13 protein-coding genes are annotated in these 16725 nt (G+C 70.1%); 8 read left to right on the top strand and 5 right to left on the bottom strand.

The window, feature by feature from the left end:
* Positions 1-142: 142 nt before the first annotated feature.
* From GXW79_RS15160 to GXW79_RS15170, 3 genes are read left to right on the top strand one after another with little or no spacing between them, the layout of a single operon-like run.
* Complete coding sequence (locus tag GXW79_RS15160) at positions 143-1411, top strand: hydantoinase/carbamoylase family amidase (protein ID WP_211875259.1); 1269 nt, start codon at positions 143-145, stop codon at positions 1409-1411.
* On the top strand, positions 1408-3480 hold the full coding sequence (locus GXW79_RS15165) for a hydantoinase/oxoprolinase family protein (protein WP_211875260.1): 2073 nt from the start codon (positions 1408-1410) through the stop codon (positions 3478-3480). Before GXW79_RS15160 ends, GXW79_RS15165 begins: the two co-directional genes overlap by 4 nt.
* Positions 3480-5141, top strand: a complete 1662-nt coding sequence (locus GXW79_RS15170) for a hydantoinase B/oxoprolinase family protein (protein ID WP_211875261.1) — start codon at positions 3480-3482, stop codon at positions 5139-5141. Before GXW79_RS15165 ends, GXW79_RS15170 begins: the two co-directional genes overlap by 1 nt.
* 52 nt (positions 5142-5193) lie before the next feature.
* On the opposite strand, the gene GXW79_RS15175 is transcribed toward GXW79_RS15170, so the two are convergent.
* The gene (locus GXW79_RS15175) at positions 5194-6501 is read right to left on the bottom strand and encodes a serine hydrolase domain-containing protein (RefSeq protein ID WP_246504031.1); all 1308 of its coding nucleotides are present in this window, start codon (positions 6499-6501) and stop codon (positions 5194-5196) included.
* Between the two features lie 137 nt (positions 6502-6638).
* Here GXW79_RS15175 and GXW79_RS15180 point away from each other — a divergent pair, with 137 nt between their 5' ends.
* Together GXW79_RS15180 and GXW79_RS15185 are read left to right on the top strand one after the other, a co-directional pair.
* Entirely contained in the window at positions 6639-8096 is a 1458-nt protein-coding gene (locus GXW79_RS15180; protein ID WP_246504032.1) for an N-acyl-D-amino-acid deacylase family protein, read from the top strand.
* Positions 8097-8181: 85 nt separating this feature from the next.
* On the top strand, positions 8182-9204 hold the full coding sequence (locus GXW79_RS15185; protein ID WP_211875264.1) for an alpha/beta hydrolase: 1023 nt from the start codon (positions 8182-8184) through the stop codon (positions 9202-9204).
* On the opposite strand, the gene GXW79_RS15190 is transcribed toward GXW79_RS15185, so the two are convergent.
* Positions 9205-9834, bottom strand: coding sequence for a hypothetical protein (locus GXW79_RS15190; RefSeq protein WP_211875266.1), 630 nt, complete (start codon positions 9832-9834; stop codon positions 9205-9207).
* Between the two features lie 124 nt (positions 9835-9958).
* Here GXW79_RS15190 and GXW79_RS15195 point away from each other — a divergent pair, with 124 nt between their 5' ends.
* From GXW79_RS15195 to GXW79_RS15205, 3 genes are all read left to right on the top strand, one after another.
* Positions 9959-11989: a hypothetical protein gene (locus GXW79_RS15195; RefSeq protein ID WP_211875267.1), complete on the top strand. Its 2031-nt coding sequence runs from the start codon at positions 9959-9961 to the stop codon at positions 11987-11989.
* Between the two features lie 4 nt (positions 11990-11993).
* Positions 11994-12746 carry a SapC family protein gene (locus tag GXW79_RS15200; RefSeq protein ID WP_211875269.1) on the top strand — a complete coding sequence of 251 codons (753 nt, stop codon included), beginning with the start codon at positions 11994-11996 and terminating at the stop codon, positions 12744-12746.
* 92 nt (positions 12747-12838) lie between these two features.
* Complete coding sequence (locus GXW79_RS15205) at positions 12839-13999, top strand: pentapeptide repeat-containing protein (RefSeq protein ID WP_211875270.1); 1161 nt, start codon at positions 12839-12841, stop codon at positions 13997-13999.
* Positions 14000-14011: 12 nt separating this feature from the next.
* Here the strand turns inward: GXW79_RS15205 and GXW79_RS15210 are convergent, their stop codons facing one another.
* The 3 genes from GXW79_RS15210 to GXW79_RS15220 form a co-directional block, all read right to left on the bottom strand.
* The gene (locus GXW79_RS15210) at positions 14012-15319 is read right to left on the bottom strand and encodes a M28 family peptidase (protein WP_211875271.1); all 1308 of its coding nucleotides are present in this window, start codon (positions 15317-15319) and stop codon (positions 14012-14014) included.
* Positions 15316-16284, bottom strand: a complete 969-nt coding sequence (locus GXW79_RS15215; protein ID WP_211875272.1) for a Bug family tripartite tricarboxylate transporter substrate binding protein — start codon at positions 16282-16284, stop codon at positions 15316-15318. Before GXW79_RS15215 ends, GXW79_RS15210 begins: the two co-directional genes overlap by 4 nt.
* Positions 16285-16356: 72 nt before the next feature.
* Complete coding sequence (locus tag GXW79_RS15220) at positions 16357-16725, bottom strand: HesB/IscA family protein (RefSeq protein WP_211875273.1); 369 nt, start codon at positions 16723-16725, stop codon at positions 16357-16359.

Genomic DNA, 16725 nt, shown 5'->3' on the forward strand with positions numbered 1-16725 from the left:
CGCGACCCGCCCTCTCCCCAACCCGGCGCACATCGATGAAACACACCCCTACCCAAGCCAGGACCAACACACGCAGGCGTCCGGGGATCGGCGCGATCCCCGGCGGGGGTCCAGGGGGCAGCGCCCCCTGGCCCTGCTTCCCATGACCCTTCCCAACCTCACCCCGGATGTGGACCTCGCCGCTGCGTTGTTCGATGCGCTGCGGGAGCGGAGTTTTGATGGCGTTGGCATCACGCGCGAGGCCTATGGGCCCGGCGAGCGGATGGCGCATGCGTTGGTGCGCGCGGAGGCGGATGCGTTTGGGTTGGAGACGCGGGTTGATCCCGTGGGCAATTTGTACATGACGTTGCCGGGGGTGGATCGGGCAGCGAAGCGGGTGATTTTAGGGAGTCATTTGGATTCCGTGCCGCAGGGGGGAAACTTCGACGGCGCGGCGGGGGTGCTGGCGGGGTTGGCGGTGGTGGCGGGGATGCAGCGGGCGGGGTTCGTGCCGGGGCGGGATGTGACGGTGATGGCGATTCGCGCGGAGGAGGCGGGGGCCTGGTTTCCGACGTCGTTTCCCGGAAGCCGTGCGGCGCTGGGGACGATGGGGGCGGAGGAGCTGGGCGTGCGCCGCATGGATAGCGGGCGGTCGCTGGCGGAGCATATGGTGGAGGAGGGGTTTGACCCGGGGTTCGTCGCGCGGCGCGAGCGGGTGATCTCGCCGGAGGACACGGCGGCCTATGTCGAGCTGCACATCGAGCAGGGGCCGGTGCTGGAGGCGGAGGGCGTTGCGGTCGGGATCGTGACGGGCATTCCGGGGAGCCGGCGGCTGCGCGGGGCGCGGGTGTTGGGCGAGTACAATCATTCGGGCGGAACGCCGCGGAAGTATCGGCGCGACGCGGCGATCGCGCTGGCGGAGCTGGCGGCGTCGCTGGACGAGTATTGGTGTGAGCTGGATGCGGCGGGGCGGTCGCTGGTCTGCACCTTCTGCACGCTGGGGACGACGGCGGAGGCGGGCTTCACCAAGGTCGCCGGCGAGGCGCGGTTCATGCTGGATGTGCGTAGCCTCGACGTGCGGAATTGCGACCTGATTTTCGAGCGCCTTTCCATGCTCGTGCCGGCCATCGAGGCGCGGCGTGGCGTGCGGTTCGAGTTGGGTGCCGAAGGCGGCAGTCGCGCGAGCCCGATGGATGCCGGCGTGCAGACGGGGCTGCTGGCCGCGGCCGCGGCGCTGGGGGTTTCGCACAAGCCGATGCCCTCGGGCGGCGGGCATGATGCGGCGGCCTTTGCCCAGGCGGGGGTTCCCGCGGGGATGGTGTTCGTGCGCAACCAGCACGGCAGCCACAACCCGCACGAGGCCATGCGCATGGAGGATTTTGCAGCCGGCGCGGCCGTCATCTCTCGTTTTATCCAGGATTTTGGCGAATGAGCGCACGCCTGGCCGTCGATATCGGCGGCACCTTCACCGACCTCGCGCTGGAGCGCGACGGGCAACGCTGGACGGCGAAGACGCTGACCACGCCGCAGGCGCCGGAGGAAGGCGTGCTGGTCGGCACGCAGCAGATCTTGGCGGCCGCAGGGATGGCGCCGGCGGATATCGCGCTGGTGATCCACGGCACCACGCTGGCCACGAATGCGCTGATTGAGCGCAAGGGGGCGCGGACGGCGCTGCTGACGACGGAGGGGTTCCGCGACGTCATCGCGCTGGCCAATGAGGCGCGCTACGACCAGTACGACCTGAATATCGATTTGCCGCAGCCCCTCGTGCCGCGGCGCTGGCGCCTTACGGTGCCGGAGCGGCTGGACAATGAGGGCAAGGTGCTGCTGCCGCTCGACGAGGCGGCGGTTCGCACGCAGATCGAGGTGATGCGCGCCGAAGGGATCGAGGCGCTGGCCATCGGCTTCCTGCATGCTTTCGTGAACCCGGTGCATGAGCAGCGCGCGGCGGCCATCGCGCGCGAGATGTGGCCGGGGCTGCCGATTTCGTTGAGTGCCGAGGTGTCTCCCGAAATGCGCGAGTGGGAGCGGTTTTCAACCACCGTGGCCAATGCCTATGTGCAGCCGATGATGGCGCGGTATCTGGGGCGCCTGGAGACCGGGCTGCGCGAGGCGGGGCTCGGGTGCCCGCTGTTCCTTATGCTGTCGGGTGGTGGGCTGACGACCGTCGAGACGGCGGCGCGGTTTCCGATCCGCCTGGTGGAATCGGGGCCGGCGGGGGGTGCCATCTTCTCCGCCCATGTCTCGAAAGAACGTGGCTTGGAGAAGGTGCTGTCATTCGACATGGGCGGCACCACGGCGAAGGTCTGCCTGATCGACCACTACGCGCCGCAGGCGAGCCGCACCTTCGAGGTCGCGCGCGTGGGGCGGTTCAAGAAGGGGTCGGGGTTGCCGCTACGCATCCCGGTGATCGAGATGGTGGAGATCGGCGCCGGCGGCGGGTCCATCGCGCAAGTCGACAGCCTGGGACGGATCACGGTGGGGCCGGAGAGCGCGGGCGCGATGCCGGGGCCAGCCTGCTATGGGCGCGGCGGGACGAAACCCGCGGTGACGGATGCGAACCTCGCACTTGGTCGGTATGAGCCGGAGTTGTTTGCGGGCGGGGCGATGAAATTGCAGGTGGCGCCGGCGTTGGCGGCGCTGGGCGCGCATGTCGGCGGGAAGCTGGGGCTGGGGCCGGAGATGGCGGGGCTCGGCGTGGTCGAGATGGTCGATGAGAACATGGCCAATGCGGCGCGGGTGCACGCGATCGAAAGCGGGAAGGGGTTTGGCGGACGTGCGATCATCGCCTTCGGTGGCGGCGGGCCGGTGCATGGCTATCGCGTGGCGGAGAAGATCGGCGTGACGCGAGTACTGGTGCCGAGCGGGGCAGGGGTGGGCAGCGCGATCGGGTTCTTGCGCGCGCCGGTGGCGTATGAGGTGGTGAAGTCGCTGTACCAGCGGTTCGGGACGTTCGATGTGGCGGCGGTGAATGGTCTGCTCGCCGCGATGTCGGCGGAGGCGTACGGCGTGGTCGCGCATGGCGCGCCGGGAGCGCCGGTGCGGGAAAATCGCATCGCGTATATGCGCTATGTCGGGCAAGGGCATGAGATCGCGGTGGTGCTGCCGGCGCGCGCCCTGACGGTGGCGGATGTCGCGGCGGTTCGGGCTGCCTATGATGCGGAATACACGCGCTTCTATGACCGGCCGGTGCCGGGCAGCGACGTCGAAATCCTCTCCTTCGCGGTCACTGTCGCCACCGAAGTGCCCGACGTGGCGGCGGCGGCCGATGTGGCGGATGCCGCGGCACCCGCGCCGATCCGGGTACAGCAGGTGCGCGACACGCGGACGGGCGCGGTGGCGGCCTGGTCTGTCTACGACCGCGGCGAGATGGCACGCGGCGCGCGCGTCGCGGGCCCATGCATCGTTTCCGAGGATGAGACGAGCACGCTAGTCGGGCCGGGCTGGTCGTGCCGGGTGGATGCGCTGGGGTATCTGGAACTGACGCAGGAGGCTCGCTGATGGACGCGCTCGAAAAGATCCAGCGACAGATCCAATGGAATCGCCTCATCGCGGTCGTGGAGGAGCAGGCGCAGACGATGATCCGCACGGCCTTCTCCACCACGGTGCGGGAGGCGGGCGATCTCTCCGCGGGCGTCTTCGACCTGCAGGGGCGGATGCTGGCGCAGGCGGTCACCGGCACGCCGGGGCACGTCAATTCCATGATGGAATCGGTGGGCCATTTTCTCGCGAAGTTCCCGGCCGCGTCGATGAAGCCTGGAGACCACTACATCACCAATGACCCCTGGCTCGGCACCGGTCATCTGCATGATCTGACCGTGGTGACGCCGGCCTTTCGGCGCGGGGAGATCGTCGGGCTGTTCGCGAACACGGCGCACATCATCGACATCGGCGGCCTAGGCATGGGCCCCGAGGGGCGGAGCGTGTTCGAGGAGGGGCTGTATATCCCGATCGTCAAATGCTTCGACCAGGGCGTGCCGAACGAGACCTTCTTCGATTTCCTTCGCGTGGGCTCGCGCACGCCGGTGGAGCTTGAGGGCGATGTCTACAGCCTGTGCGCCTGCAACGACGCCGGCGCCAAGCGGCTCGTCGAGATGTTGGACGAGTTCGCGATGGACAGCATCGACGACCTCGCGGGATATATCTTTGACAGCTCGCTGGCCGCGACCATCGCGGAAATCGCGCGCCTTCCGCGCGGCACCTACAGCGCCTCCATCAAGTCGGACGGGTATGAGGCACCTGTGACTTTGCGTGCGGCGTTGACCATTCTTGAGGACGCCATCGAGGTGGATTTCGCCGGCACCTCGGGCCTGTCGCAGCGCGGCATCAACGTGCCGCCCGCCTATTGCCGGGCCTATTCGTGCTTCGGCATCAAGGTGGTGGTCGCCCCGGACATCCCCAACAACTGGGCCTCCCTTGCGCCCTTCCGCATGGTGATCCCGGAGGGGTGCATCCTCAACGCGCCGCGTCCCTATCCGGTGAGTGTGCGGCATGTGACGGGGCAATTGCTGCCTGACTTGATCATGGGCTGCCTGCACCAGGCGGTGCCGGACCGGGTGGTGGCGGAGGGGTCGTCATGCCTGTGGAATCCGCCGCTGCGTGGCGGCGCGCAGGTGAGCGGGCAGCAGGCGGAGGTCGCGGATTTCGAGGTGATCACCTTCAACTCGGGTGGCACGGGGGCGCGGCCGGGGAAGGACGGGTTGGATGGCACGGCGTTCCCGTCGGGCGTGCGCACCATGCCGGTGGAGGCGACGGAGAACGTCGCGCCGGTGATCTTCTGGAAGAAGGAGCTGCGGCCGGACAGCGCGGGTGCGGGCCGCACGCGCGGCGGGTTCGGGCAGATCATGGAGATCGGTGCGAAGGGCGATGCGGAGTTCGCGGTGAATGCGATTTTTGACCGCGTCGCCAATGCGCCGAAGGGCCGCGATGGCGGCGGAGATGGCGAGGCCGGCTGGGTTGGCCTGAATGATGCGAACGGCACGGTGCTGCGGACTAAGGGATTCCAGGTGATCCCGAAGGGCCGGCGGTTGCTGCTCAAGCTGCCCGGCGGTGGCGGCATGGGCGACCCGGCGGCGCGTGATCCTGCACTGGTCGAGCGCGACGTGGCGGATGGCCTGGTGACTGCGGACGCTGCGCGCCGCGTTTACGGCGCATCCAAGTAGCCAAAAATAAAAGATTGGGGGTCCGGGGGAAACTCCTTTCCCCCGGTCTTTCTTATCGCCTCAGGCTCTCCACCATCGCCCCATACACCAGGTCCTTGAAGATCATCCGCGTCCGTCCGCGGTTGCTCGGCCCCTGCGCCATCAGGATCGCCACCAGCCCTTCTGCGCGGTCGATGGTGAAGCTGGTCCCCCAGGCCCCCGCCCACATCGCATCGCCCGTAGACCCTGGCGCTGTCCCCATCCCATCCTGTCGCCGCACGGCGAAGCCAAGCCCGAAGCCGTAGCCTGGCCCGGTGGAGGCCGCGGGCGTGCCTTCGAAGCCGATCATGTGGTCCGAGAGCATGAAGTTCACTACCGGTGCCGCAAGGTAGCGGCGCCCGGTGAAGGTACCGTTGTTCGCGATCATCTGCGCGAACTTCGCGTAGTCGCTGGCGGTGGAGACGAGGCCAGCGCCCCCTTTGAGGTAGGAGGTCTCGCGCTCATCGGTGAGGATGCGGTAGGCGCGCCACATATCCGCCTTCAGCGGGTCTGAATCGAGCGTCTCGGCAAGACGCGGGCGCCGGTCGGGGCTCACGAACCAGGCGGTGTCGCGCATGCCGAGCGGGCCGAGGATGCGTTCCTCCAGCACGCGGTCCAGGCGCTGTCGGGCCACGCGCGCGACCAGAAGGCCGAGGACGTCCACGGCGATAGAATAGAAGAAGCGCGTCCCCGGTTCGAAGGCGAGGGGGATGGTGCCGAGGCGGCGCAGCATTTCGTCGCCGGTGATCGGCCCGTCGCCGGCCTGGATGTTGTTGCTCCGGTACGCGTCGCGGATGGACGCGGTGGGCGCTGCGTCGGCGTAGACGAAGCCTGCGGTGTGGCGCAGCAGGTCTTGCACGATGGGCTGACGCGCGGGTGCGACCAATTCGGTGTTGCCGTCGCGCACGCGTTCGAACTTCAGGTCGCGCAGCTCCGGCAGGTAGACCGCGATCGGGTCATCGAGCTTCAGGCGTCCTTCCTCGACCAGCATCATCGCGGCGGTGGAGACGATGGGCTTGGTCATGCTCGCCTGGAGGAAGATGGCGTCGCGCGTCATGCGGCGCGTCTTCGCCGCGTCGAGATGGCCATGGGCCTCGAAATGCACGGTCTCGCCCTGGCGGGCGATGTAGGTGACGGCGCCGGGGAAGCTGCCGCGTTCGGCTTCGGCCTGCATGACGGTGGCGATGCGCGCCAGGCGGTCCTGCGCGAAGCCGCGCATCAGCGGCCGGGGGCGCGGTGCGGCGCGCGGCGCGGTCTGCGCGGCGGCGGGCCGGGATTGCGCGAGCAGCAAGGCGCTCGCACCGAAAAGCCCGGCCCTGCGGCCAGTGGGGGTGTCGGTCATGATCATCTCCTCCCGCGGCGGCGATGTTTCCTGCCGGCTTCGCGCGGGGATGCTGCCCCCGGCGCGCCGGCGCGGCAAGGCGGCGTCTGGCGCGGCTCGGCTGCGCACGGCATCATCGCCACGCGAACAAGGACAACATGACCATGGCCCTGCGCTGCGACCTCATCATCCGCGATGCCACCATCTTCGACGGCACGGGCGCGCCGCGCGCGCTAGGCGACGTGGGTGTGACCGGCGACCGCATCGTGGCGGTGGGCGATCTCGGCGGGGCGAGTGCGGATCGCGAGGTGATCGCGACCGGCCGCGCGCTCGCGCCGGGCTTCATCGACGCGCACACCCATGATGACCGCGCTGTGCTGTGCGGCCCGGCCTGCACGCTGTGCAAGATGAGCCAGGGCGTCACCACGGTGGTGGTCGGCAATTGCGGCGTGAGCCTGTCGCCGTTGCGGCAGACAACGCGGCCGATCCCGCCGCTCGACCTGCTCGGCGATGAGAGCTGGTGGCAGTACGACAGCTTCGGCGACTACGCGCATGCGCTGAAGACCAAGGGATCGGAGCTCAACACCTACGCCTTCGTCGGGCACCAAACGCTGCGGGTGGAGGCGATGGGCGGCGATGTCTATCGCGCTGCGACGGATGGCGAGATCCAGCGCATGCATATGCGCGTGAAGCAGTCGCTGGCCGAAGGTGCCTCGGGGTTTTCGACGGGGCTGTATTACGCGCCGAATGCGCAGGCGAGCACGGAGGAGGTGATCGCGGTGGCCGAAGCGCTTCGCCCGACCCAGGGCCTCTATGCCACGCATATGCGCGACGAGGCGGACCGGGTCTGCGCCTCGATCGAGGAGACGCTGAAGATCGGCCGGCGCGCGGGGATCCAGGTCTGGATCAGCCACCACAAATGCTCGATGCCGGAGAATTACGGGCGCAGCACGCAGACGCTCGCACTGCTGGACGCGGCGGCGCAGATGCAGGACGTCGCGTACGACATGTACCCTTATCCGGCGGGGTCCACGGTGATGATGCCGGACAAGCTGCGCGACGATATCCGCGTCATCTGCACCTGGTCGGTGCCGCATCCGGAGATGGCAGGCAAGGACCTCTCCGACATCGCGCGCGGCTGGAATACGGACATGAAATCGGCTGCCGAAAAGCTGCTGCCGGCGGGGGCGATCACCTTCCAGATGGATGAGGAGGATGTGCGCCGCATCATGGCGCATCCGCTCTCGGTGATCGGGTCGGACGGTATTCCGCATGACGCGCATCCGCATCCGCGGCTGTGGGGCACCTTCCCGCGCGTGCTGGGCTTCTACGCGCGGCAGCTCGGGCTGTTCTCGCTCGAAACGGCCGTCCACAAGATGACCGGGCGCACGGCGCGGCTGTTCGGCATGGTGGATCGCGGCGAGATCCGCGTCGGCGCCTATGCCGACCTGGTGCTGTTCGACCCGCATACGGTCATCGACGTCGCGACCTTCGAGCAGCCGATTCAGGCCTCGCTCGGCATCGAGGAGGTCTGGGCGAATGGCGTGCCGACCTTCGCGCAAGGCAAGGCGACGGGCGAGAAGCCGGGGCGGCTGGTCACCCGGCACAAGGGCTGAGCGTATACTTGCGGCTCGGCGGCGTTTACCTTTTGCATTGGATGGGCGCACCGGCGGAGACTGACCCCAGACAGGGGAGGCTCCGATGCCCGACGTGTTCTTCATCACCAACCGCGACCTCGTGGGCCCCGCGAGCCTGCCCGACAGCTACACCGGCGCGCTGAGCGAAGGCCGGCTACGCACCGGCATCGCGCGCGTCACGCCGGCGGATACCCTGGCGCTCGTGGAGGGCAGCATCGAATCCATCGGCGCCGCAGCGCCCGACGAGTTCTCGGCCACCGCCGCGGCGGAGCTGAGAACGGCGACCAACCTGATCTTCTTCATCCACGGGTTTGCCAACACCTTCTCCGACGCCATCACGCGCGCCGCCTTCAACCGGGATTTCCTTGCGGCCTCAGGCGTGCCGGCGGCGGATTGCACCGTGCTGACCTTCACCTGGCCCTCGCCGGGCATCACGGTCACAATCAAGGGGGTCGTCGGGACGCTGGCGACGCTGGCCTTCACGCCCTTCGTCTCGCTCATCCATGGCCGTCTCATCACGCCGGCGGCGGAGGAATACCTCGCCGACCAGAAGCGCGCGACGGACTCCGCCGACGGTCTGGTCAGCGCCTTCGACCGCCTGGTCCCGGTGTTCGAGGCGGTGCGCAAGCGGGGGGGCAAGTGCTTCCTGATGGCGCACAGCATGGGTCACCAGATCCTCGGCGCCGCCCTGGCGCGGCCGCAGGCGCCGACCTCGATCCTGTTCGACGAGGCGTTCCTTTGTGCGGGCGACCATGAGAGCGCGCCCAAGGGCATGGCCCCGGCCTGGATCAAGACGCTGCAGATGATCGCCAAGCGCGTCCACATCTACGCGAGCCAGGCAGACGACATCCTCAAGGTCAGCCAGGGGGTGAACGGGCATGAACGCCTCGGCCAACGCGGCGAGGCCGGGCTCAACTTCGCGAAGGTGAAAGGCGTGCGCCGCATCGACTGCACCGGCACCAAGGCGCTCGACGTCACCTCGGACGGCAATACCGGCCACTACTATTACCGGCGCGTGCCCGCGGTGCGCGACGACATTGCGGCCGCGATGGCCGGCGGCAAGGCCGGCGCGGTGTCGCTGCCCTAATCAGGTGGGCACGCCGTACTGGAACACGCCGCGATTATACGGCCCGACCGCGCGCCAGCCCGATCCCGCGCCCACCAGGTAGCTGCGCAGCGTCTTGGGCAGCGTGTAGCGCCCGTCGAGCTTGATGAAGCTCACGTGCTTTTCGCCCAGCGCGATCTGCATCGCGAGCACGACGAACTGGCTGCACACCAGATTGGCCGGCTTGCCTTGGTCGCTTTTCGTGGCGAAGACGCCGTTGATGTACATCTCCTGCATCGACGCCTTCCACGCGGCCGCACCCGCGCCGTATTCGGCCGAGCCGAAGACGAGCGTCGCGTAGTTCGTGCCGAACTTCATCTTCGGCGCCAGCGCCTGGCAGACGCGCCAGAGATTGGCCGTGTCCGGATAGGTGAGGTTCGGGTTGGCGCGATAGACGGTGCCCTTGCCCTTCTCGAAATCCAGCAGCGAGCCGAGCAGCGGCACGCCGCCCATCGCATGCGCGATCTTGTCGTCTTCGACGCAGACGGCGCTGTGCGAGACGAGGACGGCTTCATCGCTGATGAGGATGTCGCCCGGCCAGATGCCCTTCGCGTCGAGGGGTTTTGCCGCGGGCGGGGCTGCGGCGGCGGCGGAACCGGCTGCGGCGGACATGATGACGTCTCCGTGATTGCGGCCTGACGCTAGCGCAACGATCGGGTTGCGTCATCGCCATACCGCCGCTTGAGCGCCCCACCCCCCTCGCCTAGTCTCCGCCCCAACTTCGGGAGATCGCCAGATGCGCCGCACGAGCCTTGCCCTGCTGCTGCTCAGCAGCACCGCGCTGTCGGCCGCCGACCTGCCGGTGCGCAGCGTCACGCTCTCCTCGGGCGGCCTCGCGCAGATCGAGCGGGTGGGGGAGGTTGCGGCCGGCGGCTCGGCGACTTTCCGCGCGCCGACCGACGACATCGACGACCTGCTGCGCAGCCTCGTCGTCGCCGACCCGGCTGGCACCGTCGAGGGCGTCCGCCTGCCGGCGCGCGACCTCGCCGAGGAAGCCTTTCGGGGATTGCCGCTGCGCCCGGCCGACTTCGCCTCCCGCGCCGCGCTCATCACCGCGCTGCGCGGGCAGGAGGCGACGGCCTCGGGATCCACGGGCCGCATCGCCGATGCCGCCGAGGTTCCGGCCGGTCTGCGCGTCACGCTCATCACGCCCACCGGCCTCGTCACCGTGCTGCTGCGTGAGGGTGAGGATATCCGCCTCGCCGACACCACGCTGGCGGCGCGCGTCGCACGGGCGGCGGAGGCGGTGGCCGCGTCGCGCACGAATGACGAAAGGCGGGTGGAGATTGGGCTGCGCGCCGATCGGGCGCGCGATGTCGCGGTCCTCTACGTGACCGGTGCGCCGGTGTGGAAGCCGTCCTGGCGGTTGCTGGTACCGGCGCCGGGGTCTTCGCAGACCGTGGCGCGGCTGCAGGGTTGGGCCGTGGTGGAGAATGCCTCCGGCACCGATTGGGATCGCATCCGGCTTGCCCTGGTCTCCGGCGAGGCCGCGGCCTTCCACCAGCCGCTCTATGACCCGATCCGGGTGCCGCGCATCGAGATGCCGGTGCGGGTGCCCGACGCGGTGCGCGTGACCGCCGATACCGGCACGCGGCCGCCGCCCCCGCCCGCACCGCCACCGGTCGGGCGCGCGGCGCCCGGCATGGCGGCAGCGATGTCGCCCGCGCCGATGGCGCAGGCCGCGCGCGGTGGCGCGGCCGAGCAGGGGCGTGCCGAACCCTCCGCGCCCGCCTTGCCGATCCAGGCCGCGGCGACGGCCGGTCGCGTCGCCTTCGTCCTGGGCGAACGCGTCACCATCCGCGCCGGCGAGACGGCCAACGTGCCCTTCCTCGATGCCCGCCTGCCGGCCGAGCGGGTCTGGTGGATCCAGGATCTCTCGGCGCGCAACCCGCTCTCCGCGCTGCGCCTGCGCAACGCATTGCCCACCGCGCTGCCCGATGGCCTCGCCACCGTCTATGGCGCCGAGGGCAACGAGGCCGGCGCCTTCCTCGGCGACGCCGAAATCCGCACCATGGCGGTGGGCGACACGCGCCTGCTCGCCTTCGCGCGCGATCGCGACGTGCAGTTCACCACGGCCTCCTCCTCGACGGATCGCGTGGTGCGCGTCGCCGCGGCGCGGGGCATCGTGAAGCTGGAGATCAGCCGTACCGAGGAGGTCGCGATCGCCATCGATCCGCGCGAGGGCCGCGGCCCACTGGTGATCGACCTGCCGCGCCGCCCCGGCGCCACGCCGCGCTTCCCGGTGCTGGCCGAGGGCGATTTCGGCCTGCGCGCGGAGGCGACGATGGCCGCCGCGCCAGCCACGCTGCGCTTTCCCTTTGAGCGCCAGGTCGGCCAGGACATCCCGCTGTGGGATCCGGGCCTGGGCGACCTGGTGCTGCTGCGCTGGCGGGAATTCGACATCGAGCAGAACCAGCGTCGCCTGCCCGGCGGGCCGGGGACGCTCGAGAACCTCCAGGCAATCCTCGGCCGCACCGCCGCGGATGTGCCGGGCCGCGCCGAGCTCGTCGCCACGGTGGAGGCCCTGCAGGGCGTGCGCCGCCAGTTCGACGATCTGCGCACCCGCGTGCGCGTCTGGCGCGTCTCCGAAGCGAGCTTGACCCGGGCCCGCCAGGCGGTCGAAGACCGCACCGGTGCCGAGCGTGCCGAAGCCCAGCGGCGCCTCAACCAGGCGTCGCGCGATTCCGAAACGGCGGCCGCGGCCGCCGACACCGCTTGGGAGGCATGGCTGCGCGCCGTGCAGGCCCTCATGGCCCGAGGAGCCTGAACCGATGTCCGAGACCAATCCCGCCCCCGACGCCGGCCCGATCCCCGCCATCTTCCGCGCGGTCGAGGCCGTCGAGGCCGGCCGCCACGCGGCGCTGCGCCTGGATCGTCGCACCGGCTTCGCCTTCGCCCGCCAGCTCAACGCGGTGCCGCTCGGCCTCACCGAGATCGTGGCGGCGTCCGAGATCCCGATCGTGCTGAGCGCGGGCCCCGTGCCGGTTCCGGTCGCGGTGCTCGGCGTGCGGGCCGAGGAAAACCTGCTGGTGCAGGAGGACGGCAACTGGCGGCCGGGCGCCTATGTGCCGGGCTGGCTGCGCTGCTACCCCTTCCTTCTGCTGCCGGCGACCGATGCCCCGGACAAGCTCGTCCTGGCCCTCGAGAGCGGCGCGCCGCTGCTCGGCACCGAGGCGGGCGAGCCCCTGTTCGCCGAAGGCCAGCCGACCGAGATCCTGAGCGCCGCGCTCCGCTTCGCCGCCGCGATGCGCGCTGCGCTGCAGGATTCCGTGGCCTTCGGCCGCGCGCTCAGCGACGCCGGCCTGCTGCGCCCGCAGCAGGCCGACCTGACCCTTCGATCAGGCGGCAGCATGCGCGTCGATGGCTTCCTCACCATCGACCCGGAGAAGCTGGACGACCTGCCGGACGAGACCTTCCTCGCCTGGCGCAGGCGTGGCTGGGTGGCGCCGCTCTACGCCATACTGCATTCCAGCCCGCGCTGGGGGCGGCTGCTCGACTGGGCCGCGGAACGCGCCACGGCGTAGGCTGCGCACTCCCGGCGTGGCGCGGGTCGCGAGACCCCGCCATTCTGCCGGGCAGGCACCGCCGATGCGCGGCGGGCACGAGGACCTCAACCGTGGCCGCTGAAGCCGCCGGCAACCCAGCGCTGTTCGACCGCGAGGGACAGGTCCTGGTCGCGCCGGCCACCGATGCCTCCCCGCGCGCGCTGCTGGAACGTCTGGTTCGCGAGGGCATCGTGCTCGAAGGTGCGGACCTCACGCGGCTGCTTCGTGACTGGCCTGGCGGGCACAGTCTCGACGGCGCGGCGTTGGACGGTGCGGACCTGCGCGGCTGCCAGGGCAGCGGGCTGTCGCTGCGTGGCGCCAGCCTGCGCGGCACCATCCTGCGCAACGCCGTATTGCGTGCCGTCGACCTGACCCAGGCGGATCTCTCCGGCGCGATCCTCGATGGCGCGGGCCTGCCGGGCGCGGTGCTGCGCCGCGCGCTGCTCGGGCCGATGCCGCAGGAGCGCGGCGCGCCGGCGCGGCACATCCTGCGGCCGGAGGCGGATGAATTCGTCCCTTTCCATCGCTGCCTGATCCGCACTGCCGACCTCTCCCGCGCCGACCTGCGCGGTGCGAGCATCCTCTATGCCGAGCTGTCCAGCGCGGAGCTGTCGCAGGCCGACCTCCGCGGCGCCCGCATCGAGCGCTCCACCTTCCAGGGCGCGGATCTGGGTGGCGCGCGCTTCGACGGCGCGCTGGTGTTTCGCTGCCTGCTCTCCTCGCCCAACCTGCACGAGGTGACCGCCGCGGGCGCGGTGTTCCGGTCGAACGTCTACATGGAGCTGCCCGCGCTGCCGCAGATCCTGCTCGCCGGGTGGCGGTTTCCGTTGCAGCTGTTCCGCTACCTGCGCGAGGAGGCGCAGCAACGCAAGCTGCTGCCGCGCGAGATCCGCACCGATCTCGATCGGATGCTGGGCATGCGCCTGTTCGTGCTGCTGTCGATTCCGCTTGCGGTGACACTGGCCTGGCGCAGCATCGAGACGGCGCCGGGCGTGAGTACAGTGCTCGCCTTCGGCGCGGTGAGCGTGTTCGCGGCGCGCCGCTACGTCACCATGGCGCTGCAGGCGGTGATCGTCACCATCCTCGGCCGGTTGAACGACGCCGACGGGGCGCTGCGGGCGGGACGCCCCGGTGCGGCGCTTGCCGTGCTGTTCCTGCCGGGCATGGCCTCGCACCGCATCATGCCGCGCGAGCCGGAGGATGAGGAGCCGCCGCCGCCGCCGTCAGCTTGATGGCGCACCGGTTCAGACGGGAAGCGGTGCCAGGACCTTCATGGCCTCGGCCACGCTGTCCGCGTCCTGGCGAAGGGCGTCGAGCTCCGACTGCGTCGCGGTCAGCCCGCGCCACAGGATCGCACCGGCCACCTCGGTGGCTTGGCGCAGTTCCGTCAGGGGCACGCAGCCTTGGGTGTCCGCGCCCGTCAGAAGGCGAGAAAGCACGCTGTCCGGCTCGTTGAAGCCGGCGATGAGGCGCATGGCCGGCACGCCGTGATGGGCGAAGTTGGCATGATCGCTGCTGATCGAGATCGGCAGGTGCACCGCAAGCTCGAAGCCGGCCTCGGCGGCCGCGGCCTGTACGAAAGCGCCCAACCTGTGAAAGCCGGACGTCATCGCCGTCAGCCGCGGCGAGCCGGCGATGCTGTCGAGGTTGAGGTTCATCGCCATCGCCGACACCGCATCGCGCGACAGGCCCGCGAGCCAGGCGCGCGAGCCGGAGAGCGACCATTCCTCTGCCCCGAAGACGCAGAGCTTGAGCCCGCGCGGCAGCTCCGCGACACGCGGCGCGGCGGCGCGCGCGAGGCTGAGCAAGGCCGCAACGCCGGTCGCGTTGTCGATGGCGCTCTGCCCCAGCGGATGGCCGTCGAGATGGGCGGACAGCACCACATGGCCGGGACCCTTGCCCGGGAGATCGAGGATGAGGTTCGTCGTCTCCGCGCGATGGCGCTGCGTCAGGCTGGAAAACCGGGCACGGCCGGCGGCGAGCATGCGGGTGGCACCCTCAACCCCAACCCCGAAGGCGGGCACCGGGCAGCCATTCGCGCCGCCCGAAACCGGGCCATGGCCAGGCCCCGGCTGGACCATAATGATCGCCGCGGCGCCGGCATCACTCGCTGCACGCAGCTTGACCCGGCGATGGATGGTGTCGGTGGCGAAGGCGTATTCGTGCTGGACCAGCACCGCGCGCCCGCGCACCTGGTCGCCGGCGGCGGCCACGTCCGAGGGGGCGCCGCGGCCAAGGTCGAGCAGCTCGAGGACCACGCCGCCGGCCTCCGTCGAGACCGAACCCACAAGCGCCGCGCAGGGCACCGGCTCCGCCTCGCCGGGGATGGTGATGGCGGCCGCATCGAGGCTCCAGCCATGATAGGCGGTGGTGACGCGGGCGAGACTGCCGGTGCCGATCCGCGCCAAGGCGTCCTCCACCAGGCTGAATGCGGCATCGGCGCTGGGCGTGCCCTGCAGACGGCCACCGGTCGCGCAGATGGCTGCGAAATCCGCCTCCAGTCGCGCGGCATCGGACCGGACGGCCTGGAGGAAGGTCTGCACGCCGCTCATGGCACGCGCACGCCGGTGTCACGGGCGACGCGCGCCCAGTTGAGGAATTCCTGGGCGAGAAGCTCGGCGAAGGGCGCAGCGCCGCGGGGACGTGCCTCGATACCCAGCGCCGCGAACCTCTCCTGCACCGCCGCATCGTCCAGCGCGACGGCCAGCGCCGCACCCATGCGATCGACAGCCGTGGCCGAATTCGCCTTCGCGGCCAAGACGCCCCACCAATTGCTCGACACCATGTCGATGCCTTGTTCGCGCAGCGTCGGCACCTCCGGAAACGCCGCAAGGCGCGCGGTTGTGGCGGTGCCCAGCGGCCTCACCTGGCCGTCGCGCAAGGGGCCGGAGGCGGCGAGCGTGCTGGAGAAGATCGCGTTGATCTGCCCCGCGACGACATCGAGCAGCGCCGGCCCCGAGCCGCGGTAGGGGACGGTGGTGAAACGGGCGCCAGCGAGCAGGCCCAGCCACTTCGGGAGCAGGTCCGTGAGGCTGCCGACGCCCGAGCTGCCGAAGGTCACCTCATCCGGCCGCGCCCTGGCGTCGGTGATGAAGGCTGCGATGCTCCGGGCGGGGAGGGAGGCATTCACCATGACCATCATCGACACAGCGCCGATCAGACCCACCGGCGTGAAATCGGCAGCCGGGTTATAGGGAACGCGCGCCTGGACGGCGGGGATGATGGTGTGCGGGCTGTCGGCGACGAGGAAGGTGTGGCCGTCGGTGGCGCGGGCTGCGGCTTCCGTGCCGATGATGGCGCCGCCGCCGGCACGGTTCTCGATGACCACGGATTGCGCGAGAACGGACTGGAGTGGCCCCTGCAGCGAACGGGCGATGATGTCGGACGGGCCGCCGGCCGCGTAAGGGACGATCAGCCGGACGGGCTGGCTCGGCCACGGTGCCTGCGCGGTCGCTGGCGTGGCGCCGGCGGCGCCCAATCCCAGCGCCAGAACTCCGCGGCGCCTGATGCTGTCCATGATCGCTCCACTGCGTCCGCTATCATGGCAGCATGCAGGGGGCTCAGGTCGCAGGCAACGACCCGCGGGTTGTCAGACGTGGAAACTCTCGCCGCAGCCGCAGCGGCCCTTCTCGTTCGGGTTGGTGAAGGTGAAGCCGGCCGACAGCGTCTTCACCTCGTAATCCATCACCGTGCCGATCAGGAAAAGCGTGGCCTTGCGGTCCACCAGGATGGTGACGCCCTTGTCCGTTACCGTCTCGTCGCCGGGCCCCGCGGCTTCGACCCAGGTAAGATCGTAGCTCATCCCCGAACAGCCCTTGGTGCTGACGGCCACGCGCAGCAGCTTGCCCTGCTCGCCCTTGGCATAGAGCGCCCGGAGCCGTTCGGCGGCGCCGTCAGACAGCGACATCAGGGGTGGCAGGGCGCGGCGGATGCGGGGCGCTTCGGCGGTGGTGCTCAT

The organism is Plastoroseomonas arctica (assembly GCF_018128965.1).
In the GTDB taxonomy this organism is placed as follows: domain Bacteria; phylum Pseudomonadota; class Alphaproteobacteria; order Acetobacterales; family Acetobacteraceae; genus Plastoroseomonas; species Plastoroseomonas arctica.

What these genes read in the sequence shown, in the direction of transcription:
- GXW79_RS15160 (WP_211875259.1), top strand. Translation starts at nt 143, where the DNA reads ATGACCCTTCCCAACCTCACCCCGGATGTGGACCTCGCCGCTGCGTTG.
- GXW79_RS15165 (WP_211875260.1), top strand. Translation starts at nt 1,408, where the DNA reads ATGAGCGCACGCCTGGCCGTCGATATCGGCGGCACCTTCACCGACCTC.
- GXW79_RS15170 (WP_211875261.1), top strand. Translation starts at nt 3,480, where the DNA reads ATGGACGCGCTCGAAAAGATCCAGCGACAGATCCAATGGAATCGCCTC.
- GXW79_RS15175 (WP_246504031.1), bottom strand. Translation starts at nt 6,501, where the DNA reads ATGACCGACACCCCCACTGGCCGCAGGGCCGGGCTTTTCGGTGCGAGC.
- GXW79_RS15180 (WP_246504032.1), top strand. Translation starts at nt 6,639, where the DNA reads ATGACCATGGCCCTGCGCTGCGACCTCATCATCCGCGATGCCACCATC.
- GXW79_RS15185 (WP_211875264.1), top strand. Translation starts at nt 8,182, where the DNA reads ATGCCCGACGTGTTCTTCATCACCAACCGCGACCTCGTGGGCCCCGCG.
- GXW79_RS15190 (WP_211875266.1), bottom strand. Translation starts at nt 9,834, where the DNA reads ATGTCCGCCGCAGCCGGTTCCGCCGCCGCCGCAGCCCCGCCCGCGGCA.
- GXW79_RS15195 (WP_211875267.1), top strand. Translation starts at nt 9,959, where the DNA reads ATGCGCCGCACGAGCCTTGCCCTGCTGCTGCTCAGCAGCACCGCGCTG.
- GXW79_RS15200 (WP_211875269.1), top strand. Translation starts at nt 11,994, where the DNA reads ATGTCCGAGACCAATCCCGCCCCCGACGCCGGCCCGATCCCCGCCATC.
- GXW79_RS15210 (WP_211875271.1), bottom strand. Translation starts at nt 15,319, where the DNA reads ATGAGCGGCGTGCAGACCTTCCTCCAGGCCGTCCGGTCCGATGCCGCG.
- GXW79_RS15215 (WP_211875272.1), bottom strand. Translation starts at nt 16,284, where the DNA reads ATGGACAGCATCAGGCGCCGCGGAGTTCTGGCGCTGGGATTGGGCGCC.
- GXW79_RS15220 (WP_211875273.1), bottom strand. Translation starts at nt 16,725, where the DNA reads ATGAGCACCACCGCCGAAGCGCCCCGCATCCGCCGCGCCCTGCCACCC.